Annotated in this window: 14 protein-coding genes; 7 read left to right on the top strand and 7 right to left on the bottom strand. The window is 65.4% G+C overall.

Going from position 1 to position 17986, the window contains the following annotated elements; all coding sequences use genetic code 11:
* Nucleotides 1-2 precede the first annotated feature (2 nt).
* The 3 genes from OG716_RS04475 to OG716_RS04465 form a co-directional block, all read right to left on the bottom strand.
* Complete coding sequence (locus OG716_RS04475) at nt 3-524, bottom strand: hypothetical protein (RefSeq protein ID WP_405136418.1); 522 nt, start codon at nt 522-524, stop codon at nt 3-5.
* Nucleotide 525: 1 nt separating this feature from the next.
* Nucleotides 526-1908, bottom strand: a complete 1383-nt coding sequence (locus OG716_RS04470) for a molybdopterin-dependent oxidoreductase (RefSeq protein ID WP_405136417.1) — start codon at nt 1906-1908, stop codon at nt 526-528.
* Nucleotides 1909-2022: 114 nt separating this feature from the next.
* Nucleotides 2023-2691 (bottom strand): hypothetical protein, encoded by a 669-nt coding sequence (locus OG716_RS04465; protein WP_405136416.1) that lies wholly within the window; start codon nt 2689-2691, stop codon nt 2023-2025.
* Nucleotides 2692-3595: 904 nt separating this feature from the next.
* On the opposite strand from OG716_RS04465, the gene OG716_RS04460 reads away from it, so the two are divergent.
* The gene (locus tag OG716_RS04460; RefSeq protein WP_405136415.1) at nt 3596-6829 is read left to right on the top strand and encodes a hypothetical protein; all 3234 of its coding nucleotides are present in this window, start codon (nt 3596-3598) and stop codon (nt 6827-6829) included.
* Complete coding sequence (locus OG716_RS04455) at nt 6813-7850, top strand: SDR family NAD(P)-dependent oxidoreductase (RefSeq protein ID WP_405136414.1); 1038 nt, start codon at nt 6813-6815, stop codon at nt 7848-7850. Before OG716_RS04460 ends, OG716_RS04455 begins: the two co-directional genes overlap by 17 nt.
* A 44-nt stretch (nt 7851-7894) precedes the next feature.
* On the opposite strand, the gene OG716_RS04450 is transcribed toward OG716_RS04455, so the two are convergent.
* The 4 genes from OG716_RS04450 to OG716_RS04435 form a co-directional block, all read right to left on the bottom strand.
* Nucleotides 7895-8914 carry a terpene synthase family protein gene (locus tag OG716_RS04450; protein WP_405136413.1) on the bottom strand — a complete coding sequence of 340 codons (1020 nt, stop codon included), beginning with the start codon at nt 8912-8914 and terminating at the stop codon, nt 7895-7897.
* A gap of 15 nt (nt 8915-8929) precedes the next feature.
* Nucleotides 8930-10237 (bottom strand): cytochrome P450, encoded by a 1308-nt coding sequence (locus OG716_RS04445; RefSeq protein ID WP_405136412.1) that lies wholly within the window; start codon nt 10235-10237, stop codon nt 8930-8932.
* A gap of 137 nt (nt 10238-10374) precedes the next feature.
* The gene (locus OG716_RS04440) at nt 10375-11406 is read right to left on the bottom strand and encodes a polyprenyl synthetase family protein (RefSeq protein WP_405139521.1); all 1032 of its coding nucleotides are present in this window, start codon (nt 11404-11406) and stop codon (nt 10375-10377) included.
* A gap of 853 nt (nt 11407-12259) precedes the next feature.
* On the bottom strand, nt 12260-12868 hold the full coding sequence (locus tag OG716_RS04435; RefSeq protein ID WP_405136411.1) for a TetR/AcrR family transcriptional regulator: 609 nt from the start codon (nt 12866-12868) through the stop codon (nt 12260-12262).
* An 82-nt stretch (nt 12869-12950) separates the two neighbouring features.
* On the opposite strand from OG716_RS04435, the gene OG716_RS04430 reads away from it, so the two are divergent.
* The 5 genes from OG716_RS04430 (at nt 12951) to OG716_RS04410 (ending at nt 17985) form a co-directional block, all read left to right on the top strand.
* Nucleotides 12951-13265 carry a hypothetical protein gene (locus OG716_RS04430; RefSeq protein WP_405136410.1) on the top strand — a complete coding sequence of 105 codons (315 nt, stop codon included), beginning with the start codon at nt 12951-12953 and terminating at the stop codon, nt 13263-13265.
* 603 nt (nt 13266-13868) lie between these two features.
* The gene (egtD, locus tag OG716_RS04425; RefSeq protein ID WP_405136409.1) at nt 13869-14846 is read left to right on the top strand and encodes an L-histidine N(alpha)-methyltransferase; all 978 of its coding nucleotides are present in this window, start codon (nt 13869-13871) and stop codon (nt 14844-14846) included.
* Nucleotides 14847-14947: 101 nt separating this feature from the next.
* Complete coding sequence (locus OG716_RS04420; protein WP_405139519.1) at nt 14948-16354, top strand: MFS transporter; 1407 nt, start codon at nt 14948-14950, stop codon at nt 16352-16354.
* Between the two features lie 178 nt (nt 16355-16532).
* Nucleotides 16533-16832, top strand: a complete 300-nt coding sequence (locus OG716_RS04415) for an antibiotic biosynthesis monooxygenase family protein (RefSeq protein WP_405136408.1) — start codon at nt 16533-16535, stop codon at nt 16830-16832.
* Between the two features lie 985 nt (nt 16833-17817).
* Complete coding sequence (locus tag OG716_RS04410) at nt 17818-17985, top strand: GAP family protein (RefSeq protein ID WP_405136407.1); 168 nt, start codon at nt 17818-17820, stop codon at nt 17983-17985.
* The last annotated feature ends 1 nt before the right edge of the window (nt 17986 follow it).

Here is a 17986-nt window from a genome sequence, read left to right as displayed (position 1 = left end):
CGTCATTCATGCTGCTCCTGATGATGGTTGGCGAAAATGCTCAGACGTACTGCGTACGACACCGCGCTGAGGCCGAACATCACGGCGGTCAGCAGCAGCCATCGGTCGAGAAAGGGCTGCTGGTTCTGACCGGTCGCGGCGAGATAGGTCACATGACCCTGCTCGATGATTCCGGGAAAGAAGAGCAGCAACAGCAGCCCGCAACCCAGGACGGGCACGCGAATGTAGTTGAGGGGTGACACTTTTGGCCGCCCGACGGGCATACGACCGCCCACTGCGCGGAGTCCGGCACTCAACGATCGGTCGGCGAGCGCGTAAAGCGGGAACAGCAGCAGGTCGTGGGCGATGATCGCGCCGAGGAACCACACGAGGATCGATTGCCACCATATGTCCGGATTCCACAAGGACTTCGGCCCGATAACGGAGAGGATGTAGCCGACGAGCGCGAAACAGGCCAGCAGCGCGAGCAAGTGCAGCGGATGCGCACCGTAGAAGCGCTTCACACCGGTCACGATGGCGGACATATCAACTCCGGAACTCGATCGAGCGGACCCATTTCGTGTTGTGCACGCCGGGCAGAGCCGGAACGATGATGCGGGCCGGGTACCCGTGATCAGGCGACAGATCCACGCCGCCGACTCGCAGGGCAAGCAGCGAGTCGGGGTGCAGGACCTGACTGCGCTGCAGTGTCGCGGCGCCGAAGGGGCCGTTCCTCTCGAGCGAGATCACGTGTGCCGAGCCAGGATTGGGCACAGCTGCCAGTGCGGCCAGATCGCGTAGTCGCACGCCGCTCCACGTCTGCGTTGTCGACCACCCCTCGACGCACGCGATCGGCAGCCACGCGCTGTGCTGGTCCATGCCCGCCAGGGTGGCGCGATCGAGAGAGACGGGCCGCGGTCCGCCGGTGAGCATCAGCCGCCAGGCCTCGCCGGTCGCCGCCGGGTCGATGCCCGCGGCCCTCGCGGTCCGGTTCACTTGAAAACCATTGGGGCCTGGCGCTATCGAACGACCGCGCGGTATCAGCAGCGCCGCCTGGCGGGTGATCCCGCCGACCGTTTGACCGGCGGTGAGCACCGCGATCAGCAATGACCCGCCGCCGACCAGCGAGAGGGCGCCCCGGCGGCTCATCGTTGCCGGCGCGGGATGCTCGGCGGCCAGACCATCCACGACGAACGGTTCCGGACAGGTGTCGGCGCGGGAGGTCCGCAATTCACGACGCAGCGAACGAGACCGCAGATTGCGGACCATGCGGGGCAGTTTGACGGCGACATGCATGAGGAATCCGGCGATGAACACCCACGCCCCGTAGTAGTGGGCGGTATAGAAGCTGAACCCGAAAATGTAGTCGTACTGGATATTCAGGACCCCGGTGGCGATCTCGAACACGATCCCGCCAACCAGAAGCAGCAGCGAAAGTCGTTCCAGCACCTGCGCGGCCGAGCGTGCGGGCGGCCAGGTGAACAGGCGCGGCATCACCGACCACAGCTTCGCCAACACCACCGGAACGATGATCAGCCCGACCCCGACGTGCAGGCCCTCGGTGAGCCGGAACAGCCAGGCCGGTCGGGTCGGCCAGTCGAAGTACGGCAGATGCAGCCACCCCACGTCGCCGGGGATCGCCTGACCGAATTGTGGCCCGTAGGCGATGTAGTCGAGCAGTCCGGTGACGATGACGACCGGAAGGGCCAGCAGCAGCACCGCACCGAAAACCGATGTCAACCATGGTCCCCGCAGGGGGCTTCGCCAGGTCCGTGGCCCGGGGAGCCCGCGCGGCCGGTGGCGCTCGACCGCCTTCCACAGCCCTGCCGGGAAACCATAGGGCGGCACCACCTTCGAGGCGTCCGAATCCCGATCGGGAGGGTCCCGATCAGGGCTGGACACTTCCGTGTTCGAACGGTTCACAGTCATGAATATCCTGTTTGATCTGGACTACATCACCAGTGAATTGCCTTGCGCCTCAACGTGCTCCGGGATACTCGGCTCGATCGAAGCCAACCGATGCCCGTCGGACCGGCAGGGTCTCTACTTGGTGTTGAGCGTGATCGTGGCGATGCCGACGAGCAGGCCTGCCTTGACGGCGTCGGTGTTGAACGTCTTGTCCAGCAGCGCGGCCGCATCCTTGGACACCAGTACCCGGGTGCCCTGCAGGATGGCGGTGTTGTCCGCGCCGTTCTGCAGCGGCTTCAACGTGCTGCCGTCGAGGTTGAACAGCAGTGCGTGCGTCGCGGCCGACGCGCCGTTGACGCTCACGTCGCCATAGAGCACCGAGGTGCCCGGGTCGATATCGAAGTTGGTCAGTTGCACGGTTGTCGGTCCCGCAGCTAGCGATAAACCGCTGTTCGCGTGGTTGATATCGCCTTGCACATACGGATTGACGGTGCCGGGGGTGTAGTACCGCACGTGACCGCCGGTGATGGGGAAGCTGACAGATCCGTTCTCGAGAGTGGCTGTGCCGAGCACGCCGGGGGTTAGGCCGAGGGTGGTGAGTGCGTCGGTGAAGCCCTTGTCGAGTGCTACCGCTGTGCTCTTGCCGGTCAGAGCATCGATTTGCGCGACAGGCTGAGGCGCTGCCGTCGTGGCGGAGGACGCGCTGCTGGACGTGCCCGAATTATCGCTGGAGCACGCAGCCACTGGAACGATCGCCAATGCGGCGATCGCGGCTATCACGGTGGTTTTACGGAAGTTGACCATGTGGTCTCAACCCCTTGATGGTTGTCGGAGTGATGCACAGAGTGGTTCGCCACGAACAACTTCACGGACTGGACATAAAAGCAGAAACCGTACAAATTTCCCGCCGCCGAAGGAACGGATTCGATATTTCGAAACTCATAGGATGCGGCCTGTTTGAGTCCTCGACCACCGGGTAAGTCCCCATGCGCCGAGTGTCATCGATGGCTGCAGCAAGATTGGCTCGACGCGAATAACCGAAGCCTGACCAATACCGACCGAGAGGCCGGAAGATGCTCCACAGTGCCGAGGCAGGCCGGGCAACCGCACCACTGTTCAGGTGCCGACACAATTCCCCGAGATCGGTGATCTCTAGATGCACATCCGGATACGCCCCGTGTGCACCCATGTTGTCAGGAATCTGAACGAGCACGAACTGGACGGTATCGGCGCGCAGTACGACCCACCCGTCTGCAGCTACGCGTACTTCACAGCCGAGGGCTAGATAGAAATCAAGGGCCGAGCTGACATCCCGCGCCGGTACACACAGCAATCCGGAAGGCCAGGGACCAGCGGCGGTCGATCCGATCCTGCTGCCCGCCCACTTATGGTGAGTTGCTCGACATCAGCCAGACGATGCAACGGACCACGCCGAAACGGCGAATCATCGCGGACCGCCTCGGTCTCATAGAGCCCGATCGTGTTCTCGGCCAACGCATTATCGGCAGTCACCCTGGGCACCCCCAGCGCCATGAGCCCAATCAGAGTTGGGAAGGCGGGCGGAGTGGCGCACTGCATAATATGACGACGAAACACGACCAGGGAGTCGACGGGAAGTCTGGAGGTGGTAGCTGCCGTGACCGACGATCTGCGAATCGGCCGCACAGACGCCACAACGGTTGCGGCACTGGATCATGTGGGCTGAGCTGTGCCGGGGCCGGTCGGGGACCTGAACGAGACCGTCTTCGCACTGGCCGATGAACTCGTCCGATCGATGGCTGCGGTTGGGGGCCGGCGCAGCGTCGAAATCGATTCGGTAGCAGGGCAATTGCGGTCCGAGGTGCCGCGATGGCACGAGGTCGACGGCGCCCTATGGCATCTCGAGGTGCCGGTCCGGTCGCTCGGCCGCATGGCAGACGACCACGCCTGGGGGACGTTGCGAGAACTCGGCATCCCGACCTGGACCCGGCCGGCCGAGGTCGCGGAGCACGACGCCACAGGATTACTCGGCGCGAGATCCGCAGAGCCGGAACCTGTGCTCGCATCGCCGCCCGCGACGGCGGGGAATATCCCCGAGTCGGATATGGGCTCGGTCGCGTTGGCGGAGTCTGTGCTCGATCCGCTGCCGGCGGGTGCGGGGAGCATTCCCGAGTCGGATATCGGCTCGGTCGCGTTGGCGGAGTCTGTGCTCGATCCACTGCCGGCGGGTGCGGGGAGCATTCCCGAGTCGGATATCGGCTCGGTCGCGTTGGCGGAGTCTGTGCTCGATCCACTGCCGGCGGGTGCCGGGAGCATTCCCGAGTCGGATATCGGCTGGGTCCGATCGGCGGGACCCGAATCTTTCGGTACGGAACCGACCGCCGAACTGCCGCCGAGCACGGGTATCGACGCACCGGTTCGGGCGGGTACCGGTGGTGCGGCAGTCCACGATGCTCCTGCAACACCGGGGACGAGCAGTGCGGCGCGCGTAGGCGGTATCGCTCTCGCATCGGCCGCCGACGGTGCGGCGATATCGGGTGCGATCGGCCGGGCCGGCGCCGGGGTGCCGCCCCCGGATTTCGTGCCGCCGCCGCCCGCCACGATCCAGCCGCCCGCTCCCGCGCAGGTAGTTCGAGTAACCGCGCCGGACGTCCGGTGGCCGCGAGACGGAGCGCAGGTCGTTGTGCCCGGCGGAGACCGAATCGTGCAACCCGGTCCGGCGGGCGAGCCAGGGCCGACCACACCGGGCCGGCCCGTGATCGAACGCCTGCCGGCGACGAAGCCACCGGCCCCGGATCTGCCGCAATACCAGCGCCCGTCCGTGCCGTCCCCCGGCTCTCCCTGGGTGGCACCCGGGTCCGGGCCCGAGCCCCGCCCCGGCCCGGACCCGCAGACCACGGACCTGCCGGTCACCACCCGGTACCCGGCAGCTCCGCCAACACACCTGACGGCCGATCCGATCCGGGAGGCGGACTATCGGTTCCCTCCGCACCAGGACCCGGTGCCGGTCGGCTCGCCGCCCGCTCCGAGTGTGCCGCCCGAGTTCGCCGCGGACATGCCGCCCGCGGACAGTCGGACGGCGGATATCGGCGCGTCACCAGCTCCGGACCGGCTACCGGTCACGGATTGGGCGCCGAAGCCGAGTGCGATCGATTCGCCCGGCGGCATGGTGTGGCCCGAGGCCGGCGGTGTGCCGGGCCGGTGGCGCCGCCGGGCGGAGAAACCGCCTGCCGGGCTGCAGATAGGTGCGTCGGGTGCGGCCGCCACACCGGCGCCCGGCACCCCGGCGGAGCCAGGCCCGGCGGCCGGGGTCAGCCCATGGAGCGGCCCGGTGCCGGGACACATACCCCTACCACCTCGAATCTCGTTGGTGCCGAAGGGTGACGCCGCTGCGGGCTGGGCGATCGTCCCGGCACCGAAATCGGCCGCACCAGAGGTACTTCCGGCACGCGCGCCACGTAAACCCTGGTGGACCCCCCGCTCTCGTGCCGGAACGGAAGCCCCCGCGCCGGTCGCGAAACCACGGCCGGCCGGATCACGATCACCGGAATCGGCCGCGCCAGAGGTACTTCCGGCACGCGCGCCACGTAAACCGTGGTGGACCCCCCGCTCTCGTGCCGGAACGAAGGCCCCCGCGCCGGTCGCGAAACCACGGCCGACCGGATCACGATCACCGGAATCCGCACTGGTACATCGAATTGCGGCGTCGATGGCCATTTCCACCGGGTTCGGCCAGATGCAGTCGACCTGGGATCCGCTTCTTTTGTTCCACGACACCGGATCTCCGCAGATGATGGCCTGGGCGATCGCCGGCGGGAAGGTGATGGAACTCGCCACCATCCCTGCGGCCGGGTGGCTGACCGACCGGTTCGATCCGTATCAGGTGATGCTTGCCGGTTCCGCGGGCGGGGTGTTCCTGTCCGGGACGGTCGGCGGACTGATTGCCGCGAACGCGCCGGGTACGGTCGGCTACCTCATCGGGGCTCAACTGGGACAGGCGGTAGTAGACCGAATCCTGGCGTCGAGCGGGGGACAATACCTGAGGTCGTCAGCAGCGCCCGGCGAAGAGAAGCAGGCCTCAGGTCTGTTCGCCGGTGCGACTCTGATCCCCGGCCTGGCGGGCGGATCGTTGGCACCGATGCTAGGCAATCTGCTCGATGCGGCTCCATACCTGCTGAACGGGGCCAGCTACCTGGCCTATTGGGGTTTGCGGGGCCGACCGCACTCGGTGGTGGCAACGCGCAGCGGGCAGTCCGCCCCGTACGGCGAGGCGCTGGCCGCGCTGAGAGCCGACCCCTACGTGTTCCGGGCCGCGCTCAGTATGCTGCCGTGGACGATCGGGAGCGCATTGGCCCGTCTCGGGCTGATCGATCTCCTCACACACTCCGAGCTGTCGTTGATCGAACAGGGACTGTTGCTCAGCGCCAGCGGGATCGGTTCAGCGGCCGCGTGGACGACGCAGCAGCGATGGATGGATCGGATCGATCTGCGCAGGGTGTATCCGGTGTCGATGAGTCTGTGGGCGGTGCTGGCCGCCGAGCTGCTCATCACCTCCGACCCGCTGGTTCTCGGATCGACCTACGTGATCCAGGGAGCCGCAAACTTTGCCTTGAATGTCCGCCAGAATTACGAGATCACCCAGGGGGTACCCATCGGCGTCCGGGGGCGAGTGGCGGCGATCACCTCGCTGCTGGCCGCGGGCGGCGCTATGGCCGGGAACACCGCCGGTGGGCTGTTGCTCGGTATGGGACGCGGCGAGGTCGCCGGAACGGCTGCGGGGGTCCTGGCAGCCAACGCTCTGCTGACCTACCTGTACGGGCGCCGCTATCCCGGTGCGGGCAAACCGGAAGCGGGCGGTGGTTCGGCCGCCGAACCACCGCCCGTGAGTCCGCCGCCGGGGTTCGTCCCGCCGACTTTCCTGCCTGCGGTTCCGCCGGCTCCTGACGATGATGCCGAGCGGTGAACGTCGCCGGCAGGCGGCGCGACGATCGACCGAAACTCGGCGTGGCCGTGGTTCTCCCGGGCTGCGGCGGCAGATTTGGCGCGAATTCGCCGGTCGTCACGTGGTGATAGCCGAGAGCGGCGACGGCCGGGGCGGACAGCTGCTGGACACGCTGCCGCACGGCGGAGGTGCGGGCTGGAACATTGTTGGGGTCGCCGTCACTGAGGAAGTAGGTTCGGCAAGGATGGACTCGATGCAGGAGCACAACACGAAAAGGGACCCGGATCGGGCGTCGAGGATCGGCCAGGTCGCTGTTGTGACCGGAGGATCGGCCGGCCTGGGCTACGCGATAGCCGCCGGACTGGCGAAGGCAGGCTCGACTGTTGTCGTGGCAAGTCGGTCTGCGGAGCGGTGTCAAAAGGCGGCTGGGCAGCTTCGAGCCGATGCTGGTGGCGAGGTGCGCGGAATGGGATGCGACGTCACCGCCGAGGATTCGGTAGACGGTCTCTTCGACAGAGTCCGCGACGAGTACGGCCGGCTGGACGTAGTCGTCACCAGTGCGGGTGTCCAAGCCCGCGGCACCCTTGACCAGTTGGACGTGTCCACGCTGCGGACCTGCTTGGAGGTCAACGTGGTAGGTACCTGGTTGACGTGCCGAGCAGCGGCGCGTCACATGCGCGGCACCGGCCAGGGCCGAATCCTCACACTGGCGAGTGCGCTCGGCCTGGTCGGCGCTGCGGGCCGGTCGGGCTATGCGGCCAGCAAGGGCGCGGTCGTCCAGCTCACCCGGAGCCTCGCCGTCGAACTCGCGGAGACCGGAATCACCGTCAACGCGCTGGCCCCCGGCCCGTTTCGCACTCCCCTCAACGCGGGTATCGAGGACGACTTCCAGGTGCGGCAATTCCTCGCCGCGGAAGTTCCCTTGCATCGTTGGGCTGAGCCGTCCGAGATTGTCGCGGCAGCGATGATGCTGACGAGTCGCGATGCCGGCTACATCACCGGCACGGTTCTGCCGGTGGATGGGGGCTGGACCGCGCACTGAGCAGCTGTTGAGCACCGGACACCACGTCAACCGGACCCATATGCCTAACCCGCGAGGATCTCGGTGATCTCCGGGTGCATGATGACGATCCCTGAGGTGAGCCCGTTCCACTGGTAGCCCGCACCGTGGTAGCGGGAGGACAGGTACGACCAGTCGAGGCTGCCGGACACCAGATGCTCGATCGCGAGCAGGTAGGCGCAAACGACCGGGTCGGAGCCCAGTTCGCCGGTGCGGATTCGGTCGCGTGCGGCCAGGAAGTCTTGTTCGGCCACGGCGATCAGCTCACAGGTCCGGTCGACCGCGTCCTGCCGACCGACGCCTTCCTGACGCAGGACGGCGACAATGTTCATGTGGTGGTCGCCGTAGTACTCCTGCCGGTACGAGAGAAGATCGTTCACCAAGTAGAGGTGGCGGATCGCGGGGTCCTCCGCCGCGGTCACTTCGGGATGCGTGACGAACAGCCGGCCGAGCTCGATGTCGAGTGTGTACTCGTACAGCAGCAACCAGAACTTGATCATCACGTCGATCGGACGCATCCGCAGGTACGTGGCCATGTCGTAGGCACGCTCGTTCGACAGGGCGCCGATCTTCTCAGCCCACACGTCGAAGATGCGGCGGAGCGCCCCGCCGAGGCGGTCGCGCAGGTCGGGCGATGCCTGGGCCGAGACGCGCCGCCAGATGTCGGCGAACGCGACCGCGTAGGGCGCTGCCGGGTCGGGCTCGGGGTCGTCGAACACGGCACTGATCCCGGCGAAAACCGCTCTGGCCCTTTGCTGGTCGGTCTGCAGCGGACCGACGCCGTCGCAGTCGTCATCGAGGGCGGCGAACAGGTAGGTGATGTCGCAGACATCGCGCACCCGCTCGGCGGCGCCGGCGGTGTACACCATGCCCGTCCACAGCGGGAGCTGCTGTTCGAGCAGCCGGGCCACCTCGCCACCGCCGAGGAACGCCAGGTTCTTCCGCGCCCAGGCGTCGGATTCCTCGATGAGAAGTGCGGTCAGCGGGTGACGGGCCGCGGTCAGCGCGCCGCGCAGTTCGGGCAGTCGGAAGGTCGGGGTGGTCATGCTGGTCCTCCTGGGTCACGCGGCCAGGCGCGGGGTGGGGATCATCGGCAGTCTGTTCGGGACGACCACACCGGTCACCACCGGGCGCACAGTGTGGTCGGGGGCGGGGCGCAGGCTCCAGCGGGCGACGACCGTAGCGACGACGATCACCATCTCCATCAGGGCGAACTCGTTGCCGATGCACTGCCGAGCGCCGCCACCGAACGGGATGAACGCCCGGCGGTCAGTCGGCGACTCGCGGTCCGGGTCGAACCGGTCGGGCTCTGGGTACGTCACCGGGTCGTGGTGCAGTGCGTACGGGCTGAAGAGCAGTTCGGCACCGGCTGGGAGCCATCGGCCGCCGAGGTTCACCGGCACAGTCGGCCGACGCATCAGAGCCGGCAGCCCGTAGTGGCGCAGGGCCTCGTCGACGACCCTGCGGGTGTAGGTCAGCGCGGGCAGGTCAGCCACGGCGGGCCGGGACCGGCAGTCGAGGACGGCATCGACCTCCTCGCGCAGGCGGGCCTCGATCTCGGGGTTGTGAGCGATCTCGTGGAAGATCCATGCGAGGGCGGAGCTCGCCGTCTCGGTACCGGCGACCAGCAGGGTCACCAGCTCGTCGTTGATCTGCTTGTCGGTCATCCCCGACCCGTCGTTGCGCGCTGCGAGCAGCATGGCCAGCACGTCGTGGTTCTCGCCCCCAGTCGCACGGGCGGTCTCGACGGTCCGGATCAACGCGCCGCGCATGCCGGCGACGGCGGCGTCGAACCGCCGGTTCGCCGGGATGGGGATCTTCGCCAGGAATGGCGCCGGCGAGTACGTTCGCCAGGCGACCCCGGCCAGGAAAACCGGTAGGGACTCCAGGAGTTCACTTTCCAGCCGCCGGTCACTGTCGGTGGAAACCATTGTGCGTACGACGATTCCCAGGGTCAGATTGCGCATTACCTCGGCCACCTCGATCGCCTGCCCGGGCTTCCAAGAGTCGGCCATGGCGCTGGCGGCGGCGCTCATCACCTCGGCATACTCGGCGACCACTGTGCGGTGGAAGGCGGGCTGGATCATCCTCCGGTGCCTGCGGTGCACTGCGCCTGCCGAGGTGATGATGCCGTTGCCGATGACTCCGCGGGCGTTGTCGAAGAGTCGGCCTTTGTCGTACTTGCCGGCTTCGCCGACGAGCACGCGATGCACGAGGCCGGGCGTGGTCAACACGTAGACCGGCAGCGGTCCGAGGTGGATCCGGACGACGTCGCCGTGGGAGCGGAGCGACCGCAAGAAGCCGAGCGGATCACGGCGGAACTCGAGGGCGTGACCCAACACTGCCTTGCGGCCCGGCGCGGTGGGCATGGTGTCCAATGGATGCTGCTTTCTAGTGTGCGATATGTGCGCGAAGGGGGGCGAGCCGATCCAGATCCGCGCGCATTCGCGTCCTTGTATTTCGAGGCTCGGTGGGGCGCGTTATTACGATCGCCGGTGCACGGATATCAGACGCGCCTGTTGATCGCGGCGTCGGTCAACGCCAAGAGGTCCGCGGTGTCCAACCGGTCCGGCAGGGCTGCCAGTGCAGCCGAGACCCGTTCGCCGACAAGCCATTCGGTTCGAAGTCGGCCGCCCATGTCTTCTACCAGCACCGTCGCCCGGGCAATATCTGCCGCAGTCATTCGGCTTTTCGCTCGATAGAGTTCGGCCAGTTCACCCGCACGGTCGTCCTCGGATTCCAAAGCGGCGACCACCGGCAGCGAGCGTTTGCGGCGAGCCAGGTCTCGGCCCGCAGGCTTGCCGGTCACTCGTGGATCCCCCCAGATGCCGAGGAGGTCATCGACGAACTGGAATGCCGATCCGAGCTCGCGCCCGAACCGGTCCATCGCCTCGACCTCGACCGATCCCATTCCTGCGCACAGCGTTCCGAGCGCGCACGCCAGGCCCATCAACGTTCCGGTCTTGGCCATCGCCATCTCGAGGTATTCCTGCATATCAACTCGTGAGCGTTCCTCGAAAGCGCAATCCAGTTGCTGGCCCCTGCACAGTTCGATCGATGTGGATACCAATCTGTTGATGGCCCCCACCGCCATCGGACCCGGCAGGCGCGCCGCCAACAGTCCAGTAGCCATTGATTGCATCGTATCGCCGAGTAGGATGGCGTCGGCTGTGCCCCATACATGCCAGATCGTCGCCCGGCCGAATCGAAACCGGTCACGATCCATAACATCGTCATGTATTAGCGTGAAATTGTGGAGCAATTCAACGGCTGCCGCCGCAGGCGCTGCCGCGGCAAGCGATCCACCATACGCTTCGACCGCTGACAACAATAGCGCTGGGCGTAACCTTTTTCCGGATCGAGCCGCCGCCTCCCCACTATCGATATCCCACCATCCGAAGTGATATCCCGCCATTCGGCGCAATGGCTCCGGAAGCGATTCAACGGCCTCCCGAAGGAGTGGATCGCAAATCTGCCGAGCGCGTGCCAGTAAATCGGCAACCCTGAGGTTGTCCACCTCTGCTATATGCGTCGGGATAGGTGCATAATTCACTCACCACTCCTGCCATCACCTGCTGTATCGCAACGACGATATGGCACTGCCGCGCATTGCTCTTCCCATTTCTGGGAATCTTCTGGTGCTGCACGGGCAATCTCCTGCCATGGGTTGGCGGGAAGCCGGTGCGGCAGCGTCACAGCCAGTGTCGAGCCGATTGCCCCCTACTCCGAAGACCGATCGGAGGGCGAACCGGGCGATCGTGATCGGGCCCTACTTGCGTCAGCAGGGTCAACCTCGAATATCCGTACGCACTTTCACCCCGACCGGGTCCTGATGACTCAACGCCGTCGAATGCTGGGTTCGGGTTCCGCACCGACCAACACGCCGTTAACTCATACAACAACATCGTCCGTGCATGCGGATGACCGGTGTGAGCCCGCGCGGGGACCAGGTGCGGGTGGTCGGCGGCATCATCGAGAATCCGGAGTCGTCTTGGCAAGACGAGCCAGGCACCGAGCGCCGCCGCGGTTGTTTTACCTGCGGCCACGCGTCTTTCACCCAGACCGCGACGGCGGTGTCGTCGCGTCCGATCGCGCGCCGGGCCCGGGCCGGGCCGGGAACGACTCGACGCTCTGTCACAGGCCGACCGATCCACGTTCGAGAATCTGCTGGCGAACGCCGAGTCTCCGCAAGAAACGGCGTATCCATGGAAAGCCCTGGCGGCCGGCGAAGCGCCGTCCGATGTCACAAAGTTCGACCAGGGGATCCATCCGCACGGCAACGACTTGCGCTGGCTACATATCCCCGCCCCGCAGCGGCCGGAGTCGCTCCCCCACTCGGAGTGGACGGCTGCGCCCCGCCCCGGGCGCTCCACCGAGAGGGACGGTGTGTCTCACTCCGGCGGGTCGCTCGACCGAAACGAGGCCTCCGGACTCGGGACGGGCGGCTCGTGCACGACGTCGTGAAAGGCGGGGCGCAGTAGCGCGCAGATGCGTTCGGGATCGGCGTCGCGCAAACCCTCGAGTTGCAGGAGGTGCCGTCCGATGACTGCGCCGAGGGTGATCGCACCGATCAGGCCGGCCCGCAACTCGGCATCGGGATCACCCATATGGCCTGCGGTCTGGCGCTGCTGGGCGAGCATGGCCGACCTGACGTCCGTGGCCGCCTCCGGGTGCACGAACATGGCGCGGATCGCGACCAGCGCGTCGATCGGCTGCTCGGCGAGCTTGTGCTGCAGAGCGGCGAGCAATTGCTCAGCGGCCTCCTCCGGCAATCCCGTCACCTCCCGATCGGGGTCGATCCCCGCGACCTGAGCGAAAAGTTCACTCTTGGAACCGAAGTAGCGCATGACCAGTCCCGGGTCGGCGCCGGCTTCGGCAGCGATCGCCCGAATGGTGGCGGCCTCGTAGCCCAGCTCGGCGAACTGCCTGCGGGCCGCGCGCAGGATGCGCGTTTGCGTTTGCCGGCGCTGCTCGGCGCGGCTCACCGACGGTGAATTCACCCAGTCAGTCTACAACGTTGACCTAATAGGCCCGTCCTGCTACCTTCAGTCAACACCGTTGACCCAAAAGGAGCATTCCCTCATGTGGCTCACAATTCTGCTGTCCATCACCACCGGCCTGATGGCCGTGAACGCGGCCCCTCACTTTATCAAAGGCATTGCAGGGGAACAGTTTCCCAACATCTGGGGCAATTCATCATTACGCAATGCGATTGCCGGAACTCTCGGTCTGGCCCTGGCGGTCCTGCTCGGCCTCTGGGCCGACATGCCGGCCCATCTCGCTCCGGCCCTCGCCGCAGCGACCGCCGGGGCCCTGCTCATGGCGGTCTTCCACGGACTCCGCGGGGCCTATCGACTCAATACCGCACTGGGACTGCCGAATCCACCACAGGAATGACAACCGATCGATCCCAACCCGGAAAGCGCGGAACTCGAACATCTGCGCAAAGGTGCAGAGACTGGGGCACATACCAAACCCCGAGCTACTTCTGGGGCCTCGTCCAGAAGGGTCGCGGATCAACCTAGCGGGACGAGGCATTGGCCGTGTCGTAATCCTGTTCTCCCGCAACCATTCTGGTGCATCAGAACTCCCGAAACCGCCGGACCTGCACAGAAGGCCCCGGTCAGTCGAATGAAATAGTTGCGTGCGATTCCAGAACTTGGCGCGATGGTAGGCGAGTGGATATTCACAGGTAGCTCTTGGGCTACGGTGTAGTACGCGTCGCAACCAACTAATCAGCAATGAGATGTTCCTGACGCGTTCACTCCACCATGTAATGAGCTGCGTAGTCGAATCCGCCGCACACCATTCAAACTGGTGGCAGCCCAGTCGTTCGCCGGCGTGTCGAATTCTCGTTGCTTCCCACGGCTGGAGGGTCCTGCCCGCTCGGCGACATGTGAAAATGTGCTGGCCCGAGGCGATTCCGATAGTTTCGGCTCGGGTGTCGAGCATTACCCCCAGAGCCCATCTCCGCTCCGGGGACTGCAGGAAGGGCACAGCGTGACGACAGCGCCGACAATAGATGTCCAGATTTCCGAGGACGACATCCAGGGATCGTTGCGATCCGATGTCATCCGGGGCTTGACCGCAACGCGAAAGTGGTTGCCATCCAAATGGTTCTATGACGCTCGGGGCAGCAAGCTGTTCGATTCGATAACTGAGCTGCCCGAGTACTACCCGACGCGCACCGAGCGAGCCCTGCTGCGCTGCCACGCCGGAGATATCGCCGATTCGGTCTCCGAGACCGAGGAGCTGGTGGAACTCGGTTCGGGGTCCTCGGAGAAGACTCGCTTGTTGTTGCGGGCCTTGGACAACCGTGGATCGCTGCGCGGCTATTTACCGCAGGACATCTCCGGATCCGCGCTCCGCGAGGCGATGTCGTTGATCGCCCATGAATTCCCGACTCTCGAAACCCATGGTGTCGTCAGCGATTTCACATCGATGCTGCACGCACTACCACAGGCCGGACATCGGACCGTCGCAATGCTGGGTGGCACTCTGGGCAATTTGGCGCCGGAGCAGCGCGCCGAATTCTACCGCCGTGTTCACGACGTGCTGAATCCCGGGGAATATCTGTTGCTCGGGGTGGGGTTGATGACCGATCCAGAGATCATGGTCCCCGCGTACGACGATACAGCCGGCGTGACCGCAGAGTTCAACCGGAATGTCCTGCATGTGTTGAACTCTCGATTGGGAGCTGATTTCGAGCCTGATTGTTTCGATCACGTCGCGGTCTGGGACGCCGAGAACGAATGGATCGAGATGCGGCTCGAAGCGAGCGCGAACATGACCGTCACCTTTGCCGACCTGGGCCTCGTCGTACACTTCGCGGTCGGCGAACAGATACGGACCGAGATATCGGCGAAGTTCCGATTACCGGCATTTCACGCAGAGTTGAGGGTCGCCGGATTCCCGGTGCAGCAGTCGTGGACCGACCCCGATGACCGGTTCGCCCTGGTGCTCGGCCGCCGTCGGTGACGAATGTCCTTGCCGGAGGCGGTGAATCGCTTCACACGCCACCGCGGTTGCGCTCGGCAACCGGGAGGTGGGTGATCGCCGCAGCGTCGCTGGGTTGGGCGATGGTGTCCCTGGACAGCACCCTGGTGAACATCGCCCTGCCGAGTATCGGCCGAGCGCTCGGCGCCGATGTGTTCGCTGCACAGTGGGTCGTGAGTGGTTACACACTGGCCCTGGCCGCACTGATACTACCTGCGGGCGAGCTCGGCGACCGGTTCGGGCGCCGGCGTGTATTCATCTGCGGCAGCGTCGGATTCGCTCTGGCCTGTGGACTATGCAGCATTGCGTCGAACCTCGAGATGCTGGTTGCGGCCAGGGTCGTGGAAGGCATCGCGGCGGCCGTGGTGCTGCCCTCGGGGCTCGCGCTCATCTCGACCTCGATCGATCGCCGAGACCACGGCGCGGCCATAGGCGCATGGGCGGGGCTGGGCGGGCTGGCAGGGATCGCCGGACCGATCGCGGGCGGCGGGCTGGTCGAGGTTGCAGGCTGGCGCGCGGCGTTTCTGATCAATGCTCCTCTAGCCCTCATCGCAGCGGTGATTCTGCTGAAATATGTTCCGGAGTACCGGGATTCGGACCGAAACGTGCCGATGGACCTCCCTGGCGTGCTCGCCGCGGTGGCGGGCCTGTGCGGACTGGCCTTCGGACTCATCAGCGGGCTTGTCTGGGTGGACCTCTGCGGGGTGGCGATCTTGGTTCTGTTCGTCGCGATACAGGTTCGATCGGATCACCCTTTGGTCCCGCCGGTGTTGTTCACTTCGCGTGTCTTTCCCACGGCGAATCTGGTGACGTTGCTGGTGGACGCCGCAGTGAGTTGTGGGCTGTTCCTGCTGGTGCTCCAGTTGCAGGTGGTCGCGCGGTATACACCACTGGAAGCGGGAGCGGCAACGGTTCCGGTGACTTTCATTCTGCTGGTGGCCTCCAAAAGGATGGGCCACTGGGCACAGCGACATGGCGCACGGGTCCCCATGATTGCCGGTCCGGCGCTCGCCGCCCTCGGACTGATCTTGTTGACCCGTATCGGTGTGGCGGCGCCATTCTGTAGTGCGGTGCTGCCGGGGACGATACTGCTCGGTGCGGGGTGGGCCGTGTACGCCGCTCCACTCACGAGCGCCATGCTCGACTCGGTACACCCGAGCGAGATCGGGATCGCTTCGGGCGTGAACTACACGGTTTCGCGGACAGGTCAGCTCCTGGCGGTCGCGGCGCTGCCGGGTCTCGCAGGTATGTCGGGTCACTCCCTCACGGATGCAGTGGCATTCGGCGTCTGCTTCCGGGCCGTCCTATTGATCTGTGCGGGACTGATGGTGGCGGGCGCCATCTGTTCCGCAGTCCTTATGCCGAGTCACCGGAAATACTGTCACCAGATCTCCGATAGCCGTGCATGGAGATGCGGATCGGCTTCGGGTTCAAACAGAACCGAAAGTCCTTGCGTCAGATCACGGATCGATTCCCAGGAATGGGAATAAGAGGGGGAACCGGCAGGTGGTTACATGACTACAGCGCCCATTGAAGTTTCTATCCGGGCACCACGTCCTCCCGGTGGTTCCAATAGGGGAATTGGCCTGTCGCACTGCAGTCAAAACGGTCGCGCCACCCTCGTTGAACTGGCGTGACCCGCTACCCCCACCCGAAAGGAGCCCAGAAATGATCATCCTCATCAACCGCTTCACCGTCACCGGGCCAGCCGACCAATTCGAGCAGGTCTTTGTCGGCACATCTGAGTTTTTCCGGCGCGCGCCTGGTCATCTCCGTAACCGCCTACTCAAGGTCTCCGACGCGCCCACCGCCTACGTCAATATCGCGGAATGGTCCGACATGGAATCCTTGCAGAAAGCGATACGCCAGCCCGAGTTCGACCCTCATGCGCAGCAACTGCGCGCTCTCGCCACCGCCGAGCCGACCGTGTGCGAAGTCGTTGGTGAATGGTTCGGGGAGCAAGCTTAAACGGAAGGCTAGCGAGGCCGGCGGGCAGCCGCCGACTTACCTCTTCGGCCACGGTGCCCCCGACGGCCAGGTCGTCATTCGTACTCGATCCGACGACGGGACAACGGCAGACGTGCTCGTAGATGGCCAAGCTTTCGGCCTCGTACTCTCCGCCGACAACCATTATCGGCAGGCCATCGAGAAGAACAGCCGGACAACCGTATCCGCACTCTGTTACGGCGACGCCTCGGCAGAGGGAATGACGGAGAGGCTGTGGAACGCCGGAATCGACACTGACGTCTATTCATTCAAGATAGGTACGATCGATTGGTCTCCCGCGCCGTCACCAACCGAAGAAACGGTGTCGACGCTGACAGCATCTGCGGATACGCCCGCCGAAGAGAAACACCTTGCGAATCCGATAACCCACCGTGTGCCTCCTGGCCGGCAAACCAGCGACAGCCCATGAGCGGCACCGGGCACCGCTGGGACTGCTCGCACAGCTGGTTGGCCGAGGTCCCAGCCTTGTAGGTGGCAACCAGAGCGGCGATTGTGACAGCGGAGAGCCGTCGATCCAGCCGACGTACCTGCACTGAGCTGCGTGTCTTCGCCGGCCGTCGCGGTGCGGTTCCAGCCGCCAGCTTGATGACCTTCTGCAACTGCTCAGCCTGTCGATGTTTCGAGTACCGTCCCGGTAGGCCGACAGGTCCGAGCGGGTTTCCCGCTCCGACCTGCTTCTTCACGAGGCCGGATTCTGCGCATTTCCGGAGCGCCTGAGCCAAACGGAGACGGCCTGACCATGCATTTCGCAGTCGGTTTGAGCACTTGACCCGCTGTCAAGTGCGCTGACAACGAAACGCATTCTGCTACTTAAGCTTTCGTGCCTGATGGGTTGTCGTGGCGGCGTTCGGGTTCACGGCGACGCGGCATCGACTGGGCGCGCACAAACGGTCCCAACCGAAGCGCCCACCCCCGGAACTGTCCGCCGACCGCGGTGCTCGCAGCGGTGACAGTGCTGGTTCCGGCCATCGGTTACCGAGTCGCCGCCGATCGGGTGCGCGGCAGCCTGGAATCGCTGAAGAACTGGTTGCAGGCCAACAATCACATGGTGATGGCCATAGTGCTGCTCGTCATGGGCTCGGCAGTTCTCGGTAAGGGCATCGGCGGCCTCTGAG

It is taken from the genome of Nocardia sp. NBC_01388 (assembly GCF_045040085.1).
Lineage (GTDB): Bacteria > Actinomycetota > Actinomycetes > Mycobacteriales > Mycobacteriaceae > Nocardia.
This window is presented reverse-complemented; position numbering and strand designations above follow the sequence as displayed.

What these genes read in the sequence shown, in the direction of transcription:
- OG716_RS04475 (WP_405136418.1), bottom strand. Translation starts at nt 524, where the DNA reads ATGTCCGCCATCGTGACCGGTGTGAAGCGCTTCTACGGTGCGCATCCG.
- OG716_RS04470 (WP_405136417.1), bottom strand. Translation starts at nt 1,908, where the DNA reads ATGACTGTGAACCGTTCGAACACGGAAGTGTCCAGCCCTGATCGGGAC.
- OG716_RS04465 (WP_405136416.1), bottom strand. Translation starts at nt 2,691, where the DNA reads ATGGTCAACTTCCGTAAAACCACCGTGATAGCCGCGATCGCCGCATTG.
- OG716_RS04455 (WP_405136414.1), top strand. Translation starts at nt 6,813, where the DNA reads ATGATGCCGAGCGGTGAACGTCGCCGGCAGGCGGCGCGACGATCGACC.
- OG716_RS04450 (WP_405136413.1), bottom strand. Translation starts at nt 8,914, where the DNA reads ATGACCACCCCGACCTTCCGACTGCCCGAACTGCGCGGCGCGCTGACC.
- OG716_RS04445 (WP_405136412.1), bottom strand. Translation starts at nt 10,237, where the DNA reads ATGCCCACCGCGCCGGGCCGCAAGGCAGTGTTGGGTCACGCCCTCGAG.
- OG716_RS04430 (WP_405136410.1), top strand. Translation starts at nt 12,951, where the DNA reads ATGTGGCTCACAATTCTGCTGTCCATCACCACCGGCCTGATGGCCGTG.
- OG716_RS04420 (WP_405139519.1), top strand. Translation starts at nt 14,948, where the DNA reads ATGGTGTCCCTGGACAGCACCCTGGTGAACATCGCCCTGCCGAGTATC.
- OG716_RS04415 (WP_405136408.1), top strand. Translation starts at nt 16,533, where the DNA reads ATGATCATCCTCATCAACCGCTTCACCGTCACCGGGCCAGCCGACCAA.